Source organism: Herbaspirillum sp. 1173 (assembly GCF_031455335.1).
Taxonomy (GTDB): domain Bacteria; phylum Pseudomonadota; class Gammaproteobacteria; order Burkholderiales; family Burkholderiaceae_D; genus Herbaspirillum; species Herbaspirillum huttiense.
In genome coordinates, this window is the sequence record NZ_JAVDSP010000006.1 from 251,538 (window position 1) to 266,689 (window position 15,152).

A 15,152-nucleotide genomic window follows, 5' to 3' on the forward strand; every position below is an offset into this window, starting at 1 on the left:
GAGCCCTCCATGCTAATGTCGAGCCAAGCCCTCCGCTACGCGCATCAGTTGCTGGATGCCCGCGCTCAGTCCCGCATCATCCCGCGCATTTCCGAGTCCGAGCCGCTGTCGGTCGAAGACGCCTACGAAATCGCTCATAACATCCGCAATATCCGCGTTGCCCAGGGCGAGCAGCCTATCGGCCGCAAGATCGGGTTTGTGGTGCGCAAGAACTGGGAGCGCTACGGCATCATCGATGAAGCGCGCATTCCGACCTGGGCACCTATGTACGATGCCACGGTGCGCTTCGCCGAAGACAATCACGGCGCGCAATCGCTCACCGGTGCGGTGCAGCCGCGCATCGAGCCGGAGATTGTCTTCAAGCTCGGCAAGACCCCGGCCCCCGGCGCATCGCTGCTGGAGCTGGCCGATTGCCTGGAGTGGATGGCGCATGGCTTCGAAATCGTGGTCTGTCCCTTCCCCAACTGGGAATTCACCGTAGCCGATTCAATTGCCGCCTTCGGGTTGCATGGCACCCTGATCGTGGGCGAGCCGCACGTGCTGTCTTCGGCGACCAAACACCACCTGCCGCAGATCCTGGCCAGCGCCAGCGTCTCTCTGTCCTGCAACACGGAGTCGTCCAGCGTGCTGCGTGCCGCCGGCTTCTGCAATGACGAGATGGACAGCCCCCTGCACGCCCTGTGGCACCTGCACCAGCTGCTGCAGAAGCAGACCCGCTTCCGCCAGCTGCAGGCCGGCGAGATCATCAGCACCGGAACGTGGACCGACGCCTGTCCCATCGAGCCCGGCCAGACCTGGACAACAGCCTTCTCGGGCGTGACCCTGCCGGGCCTGACCGTGTCCTTCGTCTGACGCGGGCGAACGCGCGCTGATGGCGATCTGGGTGGATGCCGATGCCTGTCCGGGTGTCATCAAGGACATGCTGTTCCGGGTGGCCGACCGCACCACCATCATCGTGACGCTGGTGGCCAACCGCCCCTTGCGCACACCGCCTTCGCGTTACATCAAATCCATGGTGGTGCCGGCCGGCTTCGACGTGGCCGACAAGGAAATCGCCCGCCAGTGTGAACCCGGCGACCTGGTCATCACCGCCGATATTCCGCTGGCTGCCGACGTGGTGGCCAAGGGCGCGCTGGCGCTCAATCCGCGCGGCGAGCTCTATACGGCGCAGAACATCGGCCATCACCTCAGCACCCGCAATTTCATGGAAGAGCTGCGCAGCAGCGGCGTCGAGACCGGCGGCCCGGCCGCCTTCAGCGCCAGCGACGGCCGCGCCTTCGCCCGTGAGCTGGAGCGTTACGTGCTCAAAGCTTCACGTCCGGCCTGACGCGCCGGCGTTACTGCTCCCGCAGCCAGGTCTGGGTGCGGCCCAGCATGGGCATGCCGACATAACCGCGCACATTGAGCTTTTGCCCCTCATCGACCACCGTCAGCTTGCTCTTGTAGACCTTGCCATTGGCCGGATCGATGATCTGGCCACCGTTGTATTCTTCGCCGTCCTTCTTCAGGCCCGACAGGATGGTCATGCCGATGACCGGCTTGTCCTTGAGCTCGCCTTCACACTTCTGGCAGACCGGGTTCTGGTCTTCTTCCGGCGCACGGAACAGCTTCTCGATCTTGCCGCTCAGTTCGCCATTGTTTTCGCTGATGCGGATGAGCGCCTTGGGCTTGCCGGTGGCGTCATCGATGCTCTTCCACAGGCCGACTGGCGAGCCATCGGCCCAGGCAGCGGCGCTGGCCAGGAGGCCGGCTGCCAGCAGCGACAGCTTGAACAGACGGGAAGGGGAGGAAGTACGGGGCATGTTTGTCTCCTGTTATCAAGTCGAATGCCATAAAAAAGCACGATTGTTCTAATTTATTCGATCCAGTCTAGACAAGCCCGCGCCGCAAGGCAAGCACAAAAAAAGCCGCCGCCCCGCAAGGGACGACGGCTTCATGAAGAAACAGGCTGGCTTACTTGAGCTTGGCCAGCTGTTCCTTCACCTTTTCCAACGTAGCGCTGAAGTTGGCGACACGCTCCTTCTCCTGCGCCACCACGGCTTCGGGCGCACGGGCCACGAAGCTTTCATTGGACAGCTTGCCATTGGCCTTGGCGATCTCGCCGGTCAGACGCGTGACTTCCTTGCCCAGGCGTTCACGTTCGGCGGCCACGTCGATTTCCACCTTCAGCATCAGCTTGACTTCGCCGACGATGGCCACCGGTGCCGGCGACTCCGGCAGTTGCGGCACCACCGTGGCTTCCGACAGGCGCACCAGCCCTTGCAGGTAAGGCAGGAAGGATTCCACGGCCGACGCATCGGCGGCTTCCACGATCAGCGGCACGCGCAGGGACGGTGCCAGCTGCATCTCCCCGCGCAGGTTGCGGCAGGCATCGGTGTAGGCCTTGAACTGGGCAACCCAGGCTTCGGCATCGGTGTCGATCTTTTCCAGGTCGGGACGCGGATAGGCCTGGCGCATGATGGAATCGCCCGCCGGATCCGGCTTGCGATCGGTCAGCGGGGCCACGCTTTGCCACAGCTGCTCGGTGATGAAGGGCAGCACCGGATGAGCCAGGCGCAGCACGCTTTCCAGCACGCGCAGCAAGGTGCGGCGGGTGGCGCGCTGTTGCGCTTCATTGCCGCTCTGGATCTGGGCCTTGGCCATTTCCAGGTACCAGTCGCAGTACTCGTCCCAGACGAACTTGTAGATGGCGGTAGCGATGTTGTCGAAGCGGTAGTCGGCAAAGCCCTTTTCGACTTCGGCTTCGGTACGCTGCAAGAGCGACACGATCCAGCGGTCAGCCTTGGAGAACTGCAGCTTTTCCTTGTCGCAGACACCCTTCTCGTGGCCGTCGAAACCGCAGTCCTGGCCTTCGGTATTCATCAGCACGAAGCGGGTGGCGTTCCACAGCTTGTTGCAGAAGTTGCGATAGCCTTCGCAGCGGTTCAGGTCAAAGTTGATGTTGCGGCCCAGGGTCGCCAGTGAGGCGAAGGTGAAGCGCAGCGCATCGGTGCCGAAGGCCGGAATGCCGTCCGCAAATTCCTTGCGGGTAGCCTTCTCGATGCTAGCCGCCTGCTTGGGATTCATCAGGCCGACGGTGCGCTTGGCCACCAGTTCATCCACGCCGATGCCATCGATCAGGTCGATCGGGTCCAGCGTGTTGCCCTTGGACTTGGACATCTTCTGGCCAGACGCATCGCGCACCAGGCCGTGGACGTAGACGGTATCGAAAGGCACCTTGCCGGTGAAGTGCGTGGTCATCATGACCATGCGCGCCACCCAGAAGAAGATGATGTCAAAGCCCGTCACCAGCACCGAGGAGGGCAGGAACAGCTTGTAGTCCGGCGTTTCTTCCGGCCAGCCCAGGGTGGAGAAGGGCACCAGCGCCGAGGAGAACCATGTATCGAGCACGTCTTCATCGCGCTTGACGGACTTGCCACCGGCTTGCTTCTTCGCTTCTTCTTCGGTGCGGGCAACGTAGATGCCGCCATCCTCGTCGTACCAGGCCGGGATCTGATGGCCCCACCACAGTTGGCGCGAGATGCACCAGTCCTGGATGTTGTTGAGCCACTGGTTGTAGGTGTTGGTCCAGTTCTCGGGGACGAATTTGATCTCGCCCGAGGAGACTTTTTCCAGCGCGGTTTCGGCAATCGACTTGCCGGGGAAGCAGGTCCCTTCCGGTGCCGGCTTGCTCATGGCGACGAACCACTGGTCGGTCAGCATGGGCTCGATCACCACGCCGGTACGGTCGCCACGCGGCACCATCAGCTTGTGCGGCTTGACCAGTTCCAAGAGGCCCAGCGCGTCCAGGTCGGCCACGATCTGCTTGCGCGCTTCGAAGCGGTCCAGGCCCTGGTACTTCTCGGGCGAATTCTCGTTGATGGTAGCCTTGAGGGTGAACACGCTGATCATTTCCAGGTTGTGGCGTGCGCCCACCTGGTAGTCGTTGAAGTCGTGCGCCGGGGTGATCTTCACGCAGCCGGTGCCGAATTCCTTGTCGACGTATTCATCCTTGATGATGGGGATTTCGCGGCCCACCAGCGGCAGCTTGATCATCTTGCCCACCAGCGCGGCGTAGCGCTCGTCGGTCGGGTCCACGGCCACGGCGACGTCGCCCAGCATGGTTTCCGGACGGGTGGTGGCTACCACGATATGGCCGCTGCCATCGGCCAGCGGGTATTTGATGTGCCACATGGAACCGTCTTCTTCTTCCGACACCACTTCCAGGTCGGAGACGGCGGTGCCCAGCACCGGGTCCCAGTTCACCAGGCGCTTGCCACGGTAGATCAGGCCCTGCTCGTAGAGGCGCACGAAGACTTCGGTGACGGCCTTGGACATCTTCGGGTCCATCGTGAAGTATTCACGGGCCCAGTCGGTGGAGGCGCCCATGCGGCGCATCTGGCCGGTGATGGTGGAGCCGGATTTTTCTTTCCACTCCCACACCTTCTCGACGAATTTTTCACGGCCCAGGTCGTGGCGCGAGACCTTCTGCGCATCCAGCTGGCGTTCCACCACGATCTGAGTGGCGATGCCGGCGTGGTCGGTACCGGGGATCCAGGCGGTGTTGTAGCCGCGCATGCGGTGGTAGCGCGTCAGGCCATCCATGATGGTCTGGTTGAACGCGTGACCCATGTGCAGGGTGCCGGTCACATTGGGCGGCGGCAGCTGGATGGAAAACGAGGGCTTCTCCGCGTCGGTGGTGGCGGCGAAGTAACCGCGCTTTTCCCACTCCTCGCGCCAGAATTTCTCAATCTCGGCGGGCTCGAACGACTTGGCTAATTCCATGATTTGACGTGTGTTTTTGCGAAACCATCCATTATAAGGGAACGGCGCGCCAAACCGGCCAAGCGCAGCGTTGGCCGGGGCGCTGACGGGCAACCTTTTTCTTTGCGGAAACAAAACGGGAGTCCTGAGACTCCCGTTGTTTAGTTGCTCGACCAGCTGCAGCAGCTGCTGTGGTTCAGTTCATGTCCATGAATCGGCCGGTGGCTTCGGAACGGTACTTCACGAGCGCCTTGTCGATGTCCTCGATCCAGACGCCTTCGGTGACCGCCATATGGTTTTCCGATGTTTCGATGTTGATCACGATGGGCATGTTCTTGTTCTGCACCACCAGATCAGTCGAGATCTGCGTTCCCACGCTGACGGCCCAGAAACCAGGGGTGAACCAGGCCCAGAACTTCTTCACATGGGCATCGATCACGATGGGGGCCTCGCCTGCGTCAGCAGCGTTGACCGCCACCTTGAAGCCGGCCTCTTGCAAGCTGGTGGTGATGTTCTTGCGCATCACCTGGCTCACCGTCATGCCGTTTTCCAGCAGCACATCGCCCAGCGCCTTGCCGAAGCCGTTGCGCTTGCGACCGATCGCCCGCGCCTTGATCTCGGCGGTGCTTTTTGCAGAGCCCTCAAAGCCCAGCGAAGGAGTGCTCGGCGACGAGGGGGCATCTTCGAAGACGCGTTCATCGAAGACTTCCCGCAGCAATACCGTCTTGTTCTTGGAGGCCACTGCGGCCTTGGTGGCAGCGGCGCTTGATGGTTCGCTCAGCTTGATCTCGCTGCGACTGGTAGCGCAACCGGTCAGTACGATGGAAACGGCAAGCAGGACGCCGGCTTTGAACATCTGGAGTTGATTCATGATTCCCCTGATTCTTGGATTTTTGAGGTTGATTTTCTCGCGACATCAGAAAATGTCGCGAGCCTTACTATACATTCAGGTTAAGGCAACTGACGAGCTTGTATCGTTGGCTAGCTCAACGAATCGGGCTCAGCAGCGCCGGCTGGCCGAACTCCACCAGCTGTGCACCGGACTTTTCCAGATAGGTTTTCCAGAAACCGGCCAGCGCCTGCATGGTCTTGGGATCGCGATAGCTCTTGCTCTTCTTGCCATCCTCGGACAGCAGCCCGGCACCGATCACATACACGCGCGCCCCGCCGAAGTCGCCCAGCAGCTGATTCTGTTCGGCCAGCTGCATTTCCTTGGCCGGGTCGATCTTGCGCACGCTGTGGCCGCGGTCGGCGTAGAAACTGGACACCGAGGAGTTCTCCAGCATGTCCGAGACCAGCAGCACGATGCGGTTGCGCGCCTTGGACTTGCGGCTCAGTTCGGCAATCGACTTGAGACTGGCCAGCACGTCGGACTTGGCGATCTCGCCGCTGGTGCCATCGAAGGCAGCGCGCAAGGCCCCGCCGGCGACCTGCGCCGCCAGCTGCGGCTGGCGCGCCATGCACTGGTCGAACTTGGCCAGCGCAGTCTTGGAGACATCATTGCGGCGGCTGGCCTCCATCGGTACATCCAGCTTGCCGGAGGCCAGCACTTCCGTGTAATGGCCCTGGGTATAGGCGGAGAAGGTGATGATCTGGAATGCATTGCCCCCTGCCAGGAAAGGCTTCAGGTTGTCGGCCACTGACTGTTTCAGACCGCCATCGAGCAGGGTGGTCTGGTCGATGACCACGAACAGTTCGGACTCCACGACAGCCGGGGCCGTCCCCACCAGCTTGTTGTCGTAGCAGGTCGGGATGGCATCGATGGCACCAGCCCAGGCGTTGCCGCCCAGCAGGCTGGTGGCCAGGACGAGGGCAGACCAGTTCCTCACAGCAGATCCTCCAGTTCGGCGTCAGCCTCGCGCGCCTTGCGTTCGCGCTCGTCCTTGCGGCGCTTGAGTTCTTCCCGCACAGCTACGTTGAGTGCCTCGGGCAATTGCGCCATCAGTTTCTTCTTGGCTTCCTTGTCTTCACCGAGCGCATCCAGGCGCGTCATCACGTCCGGCAGGCTGTCGGTGCCAGCGGGGGCGGCAGGGGCCTGTACCACCGCAGCCACTGCCACCACGGCCGGTGCAGCCACCGGCGCGGCCGCTGCCGCAGGGTGGGCGGGAACGTGCAAGGGCGTCGCCTGCTGGGCCGCGACCGTCTGCGCAAAGTCGCGTTCGCTCTGGCGTTCGGCGGCATCGGCCAGACGGGTCTGCTGCATGAAGTCGCGGAAGGTCTTGCTCAGGTGCTGGCCGGACGTGCCATGCGTGCTGTTGTGCATCATCTTTTTCTGCTGCAGCGTGGCCAGGCTGGCCTGGGCGGTGTCGGCGATGCGGCGATAGTGTTCACGTACGGCGCTGTAGCTGGAATAGCGGCCGCTGCCGATGTCGCGATAGGCTTCGGCACTGTTCTCGCCGGCAAAGCCCCAGCGATAGCCGAAGATGACCCCCAGGATCTGCAGGAACACGAACACGAACGCCAGCACGATGAAGGTCGCCCAGCCGCCGTGACGATCAATGTCGGCCTCGTCGCTGACGGCCTTGCGGTCGGCGGCGCGGTTGGCGGCATCATCGTCGGCCGGCAGTCGCACATTGGTAGCGGACATGTCCAGGCTGCCCGCTGCGGAGCGTGCCGCATTGCCGGCCTGATTGCTGCTGAGGGTCACGCGTGCTTCCAGCTCGCGCTCCAGCACCTGGCCGCGGACGTAGGTCGCCAGGCTGGCCACCAGCAGCACGAAGATCACGGTCAGCACCGTGATCTTGTAGCTGGGGTGCGAGCCCACGCGGTTGCACAGCTGGGTGAAGGTGGGCTTGTGGTCATCGCTGGATTGCGGACGGGCCAGCGGAATGGTGCCGGTAAAGAGTTCCTGCTTGCGGCCTGCCTCGTTCCACTGGCGGCGCGCCAGATTGACGCGCTCTGACTTGTACAGCTCATGTCCGGCCAGGTGGGTGAAGGCGACCAGGATCACCGAGATCAGGAAAGCGATACCGTAAGCCCCGGTCTGCTGCAGGTTCTCGCTGGCACCCGGCAGCGTGTAGCCCGCCAGCACGTAGGAGAAACCCATCGCTTCGACGAACACCATCGAGATCGTCAGCAGCCAGATCCAGTTGGGCGTGGCCTTGCGGCCGTTGTCACCGGACTTGGTCAGATAGGTGACCTTCTCGTTGAAGTCATGCTCGTCCTGGATGTGGATGAACTTCTTGTATTCCAGGCACAGCGTGCTTTCGCCCTTGTGCCAGCCGGGCAGGCTGGAGTCTTCGTTGAGGTCGCGCGAGAGGCGGGCGATGCGGCCCACCAGCGGGAAGCGGACCCAGGTGTTGAACCACCACCATTTGACCTGCTCCCACAGGGTCATGATGACGACGGCTGCCATGAGAACGCTCACCACGCTCCAGGCCGCCAGTGGATAGGTGTCGAAGAATTCTTTCATTGAGGGGCTCCCCGGTTGATGTGTTGTGGTTGTCGGTGCTGGCCTACTGGTACATCCTGGGCTTGAAGTCGGCCGCATAGGGCGTGTTGGCGCGCAGGTAGACCAGGCGTCCGGCCCTGGCCGCGCTGCCACCACCGGCATCGAAGACGATGTCGGCGCACTGCATGCCGCCCTGGCCCTTGAGGAAGATGCGATACAGCAGGCCCTTGCTGCCCAGGTAGGTGTTGACCTCCGGCTGCAGCTGGACATCGGCCTTGGCCGACGTGCGGCGCGCCGCATCGTAGTTCTTGTAGACCTTGAACTCGGGCAGGTTGGCCAGCGTGCCGTCGCCCGCCAGCACGGCGATGCGGTTGATCACCACCTGATGGCCGTTGACCTGCTCGGTCCAGGTCTTGCCATACAGGCCGGGGATGTGTTCGCTGGTGCGATAGGCCTTGCCGTCAGCCAACGACTTGACACCATTGGCTGCGCGCGGCCGGTCGCGCGTGCAGTCGGCCAGTACCGGCGGCTCATCGGCGTAGGCCGGGCTGATCAGCGAGGAGAAGGGACGCTTGCCCTCGACCTTGCCGATGGCGGCCGTGTCGCTGGAGGCGATCAGCGGCGCGCCGCCAAAGTCGATCCAGTCGCCGCTGTCGGGCAACCCCGCTTTACGGGTGGATGCGCTGGCGGGTGCGTTCGCGGCAGGCGCAGACGCAGAGGTCTTCGGCGCAGGGGCAGTGGCTGCCGCATCGCCTTTGCCGTCGTTGCGATTGTCCCTGGCAACGACGTCCGCACTCCTGGTAGTCCTGGCCGTGTTGTTTTTGGCGCTGGTGGCCGCACGCGTGCGCGGCACTCCTTGAGTTGCGGCTGCAGCGGTGACCCCGGTACTTGCACCGGACTGCGCGACGGTCGGTGCGTCGCTCTTTTCCTGGCGATAGAACTCCACGCGCGGACGACGCGCGGCGAGATAGTTGTCGAAGCTGGCCTTGTCGCCCAACTCGACGATTTCCACGCGGCGATTCCTGGATCGTCCGTCTTCGGTGTCGTTGCTGGCAATCGGATAGAACTCGCCCGCACCCTGGAAATACAGCGAAGCTGCCGGTACGCCGTGCTCCTGCATGAAGCGCGACACTGCGCGGGCACGGCGCTCGGAGAGGTCGGCATTCAGGCGCGAGGAGCCGGTGTCGTCGGTATGCCCGACCAGCAGCAGCTTGCGCTGGCTCATCTTCTCCAGGTATTGCTTGCGCAGGTTGGGATCCTGTATTTCGGCCGCGCTTTTGCGTATGTCGTAAGTGGCGGCGATCGCGGTGAAGTAATCGCGGGCACGCGATGTGAGCTGATCGGAATTGCTTTCGAAGTGGCCGCCGGCCCCGGCCGGATCGCGGATCTCGACCACCGATCCCGCCGTCTCCTGTTTGGCCTTGGCGCTGTCGGTGGTGGTGATCGCTTCGCCCTTGTTGTCCAGCGCCGTGATCTGCAGGTCGAGCTGATACTGCTTCGCGATCTTGGACAACTCGCAGCGCCGCTTGTCCATGTCGTTGCCGATCAGGCCGCCGATGACGCCGCCCAGTGCGGCACCGACCAGCAGCCCCTTGTTGTCGCCGCCGACCTGGCGGCCCAGCAGTGCGCCGGCCAGCACGCCCACGCCGATGCCGATGTTGCGCGCGTTTTGCGAGCAGGGATCATCGCTGGCGAAGGTTTCCTTGAAGGAGGGTTTGCCGGTGGCCGGATCGACCGCGCAGCCCGAGACGAAACTTGCACCGATGGCCGCCACGAGCGTGCGCACCACCAGCGTCTTGCGACGAAGTGTCAGAGTCATGTTTCTTGTTTGCTGACGGCGCAGCGGGATCGCCGTATTTCTTCTTGCCAGTCGCGCATGCCCCCCAGCATGCACCCGGTCGGGTGCGACGCGTCGTCTGGTGTTGCGGTGGCAGCCGGCGTATCCAGCCCCTGTGCCAGGCTGCCTTATCGTGCCCTCGTGCCCGCCTCGTTGGCGGCGGGCTGGATGGGGTTGACCGCAAGCGCTTGTTGCCTGTACTGCTTGCTCTGGCGCAACCCATTTTCTTTCCCGCCGAAAATATATCACGCAGAAAGTTTCTCGCTTGGCAGGATTTGATTATTTTTAATTATTAGTTAAATGAATGGCAAATAATTACTTGATTATCTTGATTTGCCGTTCCTGAATCTCATGCTGCAGGAGTTCAGTTTTCATGAAGCAGCGCTTGTCTCCGCTGGCCATCGGTGTAGAATCCGGTCCACGACAAGGACTGCGCAAGCGGTCCGCGTCGCATCGCTAGGGGTCCTGGCACCGGAGCACATGCTCTGGCAGCCGGGTGAGAAATACCCTTGAACCTGATCTGGATAATGCCAGCGAAGGGAAGCAACCGGCAGCATGACGCACCCACGGTCCGCAGTACTCCACGCCGTTCGTCCTCTTCCGCAACCTCCTTTGCTGGCTCCGAGCCATGAGTCATCAAGCAAAGGAGCCGAAATGAATGCCAACCCGAAATTCCTGTCCGCGACGGCCACCGTCGACGAGGCAGCCGTCCAGCCTCTCCCGAATTCCCGCAAGATCTATGTGACCGGCTCGCGCCCGGACATCCGCGTGCCCATGCGCGAGATCAGCCAGGCCGACACGCCGGCCATGTTCGGTTCCGAAAAGAATCCGCCGATCTATGTCTATGACACGTCCGGCCCCTACACCGACCCGGACGTGAAGATCGACATCCGCGCTGGTCTCTCCACCCCGCGCCTGCCCTGGATCCTGGAACGCAACGACACCGAGGAACTGCCCGGCCCGACTTCCGAATACGGCCAGCAGCGCCTGAACGACCCGGCCCTGGCCGAGCTGCGCTTCAACCTGCATCGCAAGCCGCGCCGTGCCAAGGCCGGTGCCAACGTGACCCAGATGCACTACGCACGCCGCGGCATCATCACGCCGGAAATGGAATTCATCGCCATCCGCGAAAACCTGCGCCGCAAGGAATACCTGGAGCAACTGAAAGCCTCCGGCCCCATGGGCAACAAGCTGGCCGACCTGATGGGTCGCCAGCATCCCGGCCAGTCTTTCGGAGCGTCCATTCCCGCCGAGATCACTCCGGAATTCGTGCGTGACGAAGTCGCCCGTGGCCGTGCCATCATCCCCGCCAACATCAACCACCCGGAAGTCGAACCGATGATCATCGGCCGCAATTTCCTGGTCAAGATCAACGCCAACATCGGCAACTCGGCCGTCACTTCCTCCATCGGCGAGGAAGTGGAAAAGATGACCTGGGCCATCCGCTGGGGCGGCGACAACGTCATGGATCTCTCCACCGGCAAGAACATCCACGAGACCCGTGAATGGATCATCCGCAATTCGCCGGTCCCCATCGGTACCGTGCCGATCTACCAGGCGCTGGAAAAGGTCAATGGCAAGGCCGAAGACCTGACCTGGGAAATCTTCCGCGACACCTTGATCGAGCAAGCCGAGCAGGGCGTGGACTACTTCACCATCCACGCCGGCGTGCGCCTGCAATACGTGCCGCTGACGGCCAAGCGCATGACCGGCATCGTCTCGCGCGGCGGTTCCATCATGGCCAAGTGGTGCCTGGCGCATCACCGCGAATCCTTCCTCTACGAACACTTCGAAGAGATCTGCGAGATCATGAAGGCCTACGATGTCAGCTTCAGCCTGGGCGACGGCCTGCGTCCCGGCTCGATCTACGACGCCAACGACGAAGCCCAGCTGGGCGAATTGCGCACCCTGGGCGAACTGACCCAGATCGCCTGGAAACACGACGTGCAGGTGATGATCGAAGGTCCCGGCCACGTGCCCATGCATCTCATCAAGGAGAACATGGACCTGCAGCTGGAGCAGTGCCACGAAGCCCCGTTCTACACCCTCGGCCCCTTGACCACCGACATCGCGCCTGGCTACGACCACATCACCTCCGGCATCGGTGCCGCGCAGATCGGCTGGTATGGCACGGCCATGCTGTGCTACGTCACCCCCAAGGAACACCTGGGCCTGCCCAACAAGACGGATGTGAAGGACGGCATCATCACCTACAAGATTGCCGCGCATGCAGCCGACCTCGCCAAGGGCCATCCGGGCGCGCAGATCCGCGACAACGCGCTGTCCAAGGCGCGCTTCGAATTCCGCTGGGAAGACCAGTTCAACATCGGCCTGGACCCGGACAAGGCGCGCGAATTCCACGACGAAACCCTGCCCAAGGATTCGGCCAAGGTGGCGCATTTCTGCTCCATGTGCGGCCCGCATTTCTGTTCCATGAAGATCACTCAGGAAGTGCGTGATTACGCCGCCAAGGAAGGCATCTCCGAGATCGACGCCCTGAAGCAAGGCATGCAGGTGAAATCGGTCGAGTTCGTCAAGATGGGCGCCGAGATTTATGCGAAGCAGTAAGCGCCATGCAGATCGAACTGAACGGCAAGCCTCATCCCCTGCCTGACGGCGCCACGCTGGACCAGCTCATTGCCGGCCTCTCTCTGGCCGGCAAGGCAGTGGCCGTGGCGGTGAACCGCCAGGTGGTGCCCAGCGCGCAATGGCCTGCGCGCGCGCTGGCCGAGGCCGACAAGGTAGACGTAGTGCGCGCCATCGGAGGCGGATGAACGATTGTTCCGCTGCGGCACGTGCGTGTCGCCAGCGGCCGCCTCCCGTGGCATGCAGCTCTCACAGACAAGGAATCGACATGAACATGAACGACGCCCCCCTCCTGAGCGAGGACAAGGGCCTGACCATCGCCGGCAAGACCTATCGCTCGCGTCTGCTGGTCGGCAGCGGCAAGTACAAAGACCTCGACGAAACCCGCGCGGCAACGGTCGCCAGCGGTGCCGAGATCATTACGGTGGCGATCCGCCGCGTCAACATCGGCCAGGATCCGAATGCGCCCAGCCTGCTGGACGCGGTGCCGCCTTCCGAATTCACCATCCTGCCCAATACCGCCGGCTGCTACAACGCCGCCGATGCGGTCTACACGCTGCAACTGGCGCGCGAACTGCTGGGTGGACACAAGCTGGTCAAGCTGGAAGTGCTGGGCGACGAGAAAACCCTCTTCCCCAACATGCCCGAAACGCTGAAGGCCGCCGAGACCCTGGTCAAGGATGGCTTCGACGTGATGGTGTATTGCAGCGACGATCCGATCCAGGCGCGCATGCTGGAAGACCTGGGGGTGGCCGCCGTCATGCCGCTGGCCTCGTTGATCGGCTCGGGCATGGGCATTCTGAATCCCTGGAATCTTTCGCTCATCATCGAACAGGCGCGCGTGCCGGTGCTGGTCGATGCCGGCGTGGGCACGGCTTCCGATGCGGCCATTGCGATGGAACTGGGCTGTGATGGCGTGCTGATGAATACGGCCATTGCCGGTGCACGCGATCCGATTCGCATGGCGCGCGCCATGAAACTGGCGGTGGAGGCGGGCCGCGAAGCCTTCCTCGCTGGACGCATTGCGCGCAAGTTTGCCGCCTCGCCGTCCTCGCCGATGGCCGGCCGCGTGGCGTGAGCATGCAGGCAGCTTATCGCGCCACGCCACCCTGCGTGCTGGTCTTCTCCGGCTCCGACCCCAGCGGCGGGGCCGGCATGCAGGCCGATATCCCGGCCATCACGGCACTGGGTGCGCATCCCTTGTCGGTGCCGACGGCATTGACGGTGCAGGACAACGTCAGCGTCTTTGCGGTGCATGCGCTCGATCCGGAACTGGTGCGTCATCAGGCGCAGGTGCTGATTGACCGCTTCGACATCGCAGCGGTCAAGCTGGGCATCGCAGGCAGTCGAGAAAATGCCGAAGTGATCGCCGGCCTGATCCGACACTTGCGTGCGCGTGACCCGCATTTACCGGTGGTGCTCGATCCGGTGCTGGCCAATGGAAAGGGCGACCAGCTCTCGCGCGACGATGCTGCGCGCGTGATCGAACCCTTGTATGAATTGGCCACCGTCATCACCCCCAACCTCAACGAGGCGCGCCGCTTGTGCGGCGATGTGGAACCGCCGCGGCAGGCGGCGCTGCTGATGGAGCGCGGATGTGCGCATGTGCTGCTCAAGGGCGGCCATGGTCCGCAGGAGCAGGATGTGATCAATCGCTGGTACGGACAAATGTTCCGTTCCGAGTTTGCCGAAGAGGCCATCGAGAGCGCGCGCTGGCGCTGGACCCGGCTGCCTGATGAATTCCACGGCAGCGGCTGCACGCTGGCGGCCGCGCTGTCGGCCTGCCTGGCGCGCGGCCTGCCGATGCGCGAGGCCATCGACCTGGCGCAGCAGTACACGCAGCAGGCCTTGTCGACGTCCTATGCGATTGCCGAGGGGCAGCGCATCCCCAATCGCGTGCCTGCCTTTGAACCTGTTATTGACGCCGCCGTTGCGGCAGGAGCCTGACATGAACCCCCAGTACGCAACGCATCTGCGTGGCCTCTACATCGTCACGCCGGATTGGGATGACACCGCCCAACTGCTGGCCGCCACCGAGCTGGCCTTGCAGAACGGGGCCGCGCTGGTGCAGTACCGCCACAAGACCGCCGGTGTGGAGCAGCGCCGCGCGCAGGCATCGACATTGCTGGCGCTGTGCCGGCAATATGATGTGCCGCTCATCATCAACGACCACGTAGACCTGTGTCTGGAGATCGATGCCGATGGCATCCATGTCGGTGGTACCGATGCGTCCATTGCCGAGGTGCGCAAGGCCGTGGGGCCCGACCGCATCGTCGGGGCCTCGTGCTACGGCACGCTGGAGCTGGCGCATGCGGCGTATCGCGATGGGGCCAGTTACGTGGCCTTCGGGGGCTTCTATCCGTCGCGCGTGAAAAAATATGATTTCCGGACCGCGCCGGAAATCATTGCGCAATCCAAGCGCGAGATCCCCTTGCCGGTGGTCGTGATCGGCGGCATCACGCTGGAGAACGCGCCGCCGCTGGTGGCGCAGGGAGCTGATATGGTGGCCGTCATCAGCAGCGTCTATCTGGTGCCGTTGGAGGAGCGCAAGACGCGGCAGTTGGTTGATCTGTATCGCTGAATGCCGGGCCCATC

Annotated in this window: 13 protein-coding genes and 1 riboswitch; of the genes, 7 read left to right on the forward strand and 6 right to left on the reverse strand. The window is 63.0% G+C overall.

The window, feature by feature from the left end; translation table 11 throughout:
* The first annotated feature begins 9 nt into the window (after positions 1-9).
* Together J2X56_RS19630 and J2X56_RS19635 are read left to right on the forward strand one after the other, a co-directional pair.
* Complete coding sequence (locus J2X56_RS19630) at positions 10-852, forward strand: 2-keto-4-pentenoate hydratase (protein ID WP_199725087.1); 843 nt, start codon at positions 10-12, stop codon at positions 850-852.
* Positions 853-871: 19 nt separating this feature from the next.
* Complete coding sequence (locus J2X56_RS19635) at positions 872-1,327, forward strand: YaiI/YqxD family protein (protein ID WP_310161886.1); 456 nt, start codon at positions 872-874, stop codon at positions 1,325-1,327.
* Positions 1,328-1,337: 10 nt separating this feature from the next.
* Here the strand turns inward: J2X56_RS19635 and J2X56_RS19640 are convergent, their stop codons facing one another.
* The 6 genes from J2X56_RS19640 to J2X56_RS19665 form a co-directional block, all read right to left on the reverse strand.
* Positions 1,338-1,802 carry a DUF2147 domain-containing protein gene (locus J2X56_RS19640; RefSeq protein ID WP_209568173.1) on the reverse strand — a complete coding sequence of 155 codons (465 nt, stop codon included), beginning with the start codon at positions 1,800-1,802 and terminating at the stop codon, positions 1,338-1,340.
* A gap of 151 nt (positions 1,803-1,953) precedes the next feature.
* Positions 1,954-4,764 carry a valine--tRNA ligase gene (locus J2X56_RS19645; protein WP_204726160.1) on the reverse strand — a complete coding sequence of 937 codons (2,811 nt, stop codon included), beginning with the start codon at positions 4,762-4,764 and terminating at the stop codon, positions 1,954-1,956.
* Positions 4,765-4,939: 175 nt separating this feature from the next.
* Positions 4,940-5,614, reverse strand: a complete 675-nt coding sequence (locus J2X56_RS19650; RefSeq protein WP_134040280.1) for a flagellar biosynthesis protein — start codon at positions 5,612-5,614, stop codon at positions 4,940-4,942.
* Positions 5,615-5,729: 115 nt separating this feature from the next.
* Complete coding sequence (locus tag J2X56_RS19655) at positions 5,730-6,572, reverse strand: hypothetical protein (RefSeq protein WP_121042661.1); 843 nt, start codon at positions 6,570-6,572, stop codon at positions 5,730-5,732.
* A complete protein-coding gene (locus J2X56_RS19660) occupies positions 6,569-8,155 on the reverse strand; it encodes a hypothetical protein (protein WP_310161891.1) in 1,587 nt (528 codons plus the stop codon). The genes J2X56_RS19655 and J2X56_RS19660 overlap by 4 nt, the downstream gene beginning before the upstream one ends.
* Before the next feature lie 43 nt (positions 8,156-8,198).
* Positions 8,199-9,953 (reverse strand): OmpA family protein, encoded by a 1,755-nt coding sequence (locus J2X56_RS19665; RefSeq protein ID WP_121042665.1) that lies wholly within the window; start codon positions 9,951-9,953, stop codon positions 8,199-8,201.
* Positions 9,954-10,419: 466 nt separating this feature from the next.
* A riboswitch (TPP riboswitch) is annotated at positions 10,420-10,530 on the forward strand.
* A 95-nt stretch (positions 10,531-10,625) separates the two neighbouring features.
* Here J2X56_RS19665 and thiC point away from each other — a divergent pair.
* The 5 genes from thiC to thiE all read left to right on the forward strand — a co-directional run bounded on the left by thiC (position 10,626) and on the right by thiE (position 15,138).
* Entirely contained in the window at positions 10,626-12,539 is a 1,914-nt protein-coding gene (gene thiC, locus J2X56_RS19670) for a phosphomethylpyrimidine synthase ThiC (protein ID WP_121042667.1), read from the forward strand.
* A gap of 5 nt (positions 12,540-12,544) precedes the next feature.
* Positions 12,545-12,745 (forward strand): sulfur carrier protein ThiS, encoded by a 201-nt coding sequence (gene thiS, locus J2X56_RS19675; protein WP_121042669.1) that lies wholly within the window; start codon positions 12,545-12,547, stop codon positions 12,743-12,745.
* An 80-nt stretch (positions 12,746-12,825) separates the two neighbouring features.
* On the forward strand, positions 12,826-13,635 hold the full coding sequence (locus tag J2X56_RS19680) for a thiazole synthase (RefSeq protein ID WP_121042671.1): 810 nt from the start codon (positions 12,826-12,828) through the stop codon (positions 13,633-13,635).
* Positions 13,636-13,637: 2 nt separating this feature from the next.
* A complete protein-coding gene (locus J2X56_RS19685; protein WP_121042673.1) occupies positions 13,638-14,504 on the forward strand; it encodes a hydroxymethylpyrimidine/phosphomethylpyrimidine kinase in 867 nt (288 codons plus the stop codon).
* A 1-nt stretch (position 14,505) separates the two neighbouring features.
* On the forward strand, positions 14,506-15,138 hold the full coding sequence (gene thiE / locus J2X56_RS19690; RefSeq protein ID WP_121042675.1) for a thiamine phosphate synthase: 633 nt from the start codon (positions 14,506-14,508) through the stop codon (positions 15,136-15,138).
* The last annotated feature ends 14 nt before the right edge of the window (positions 15,139-15,152 follow it).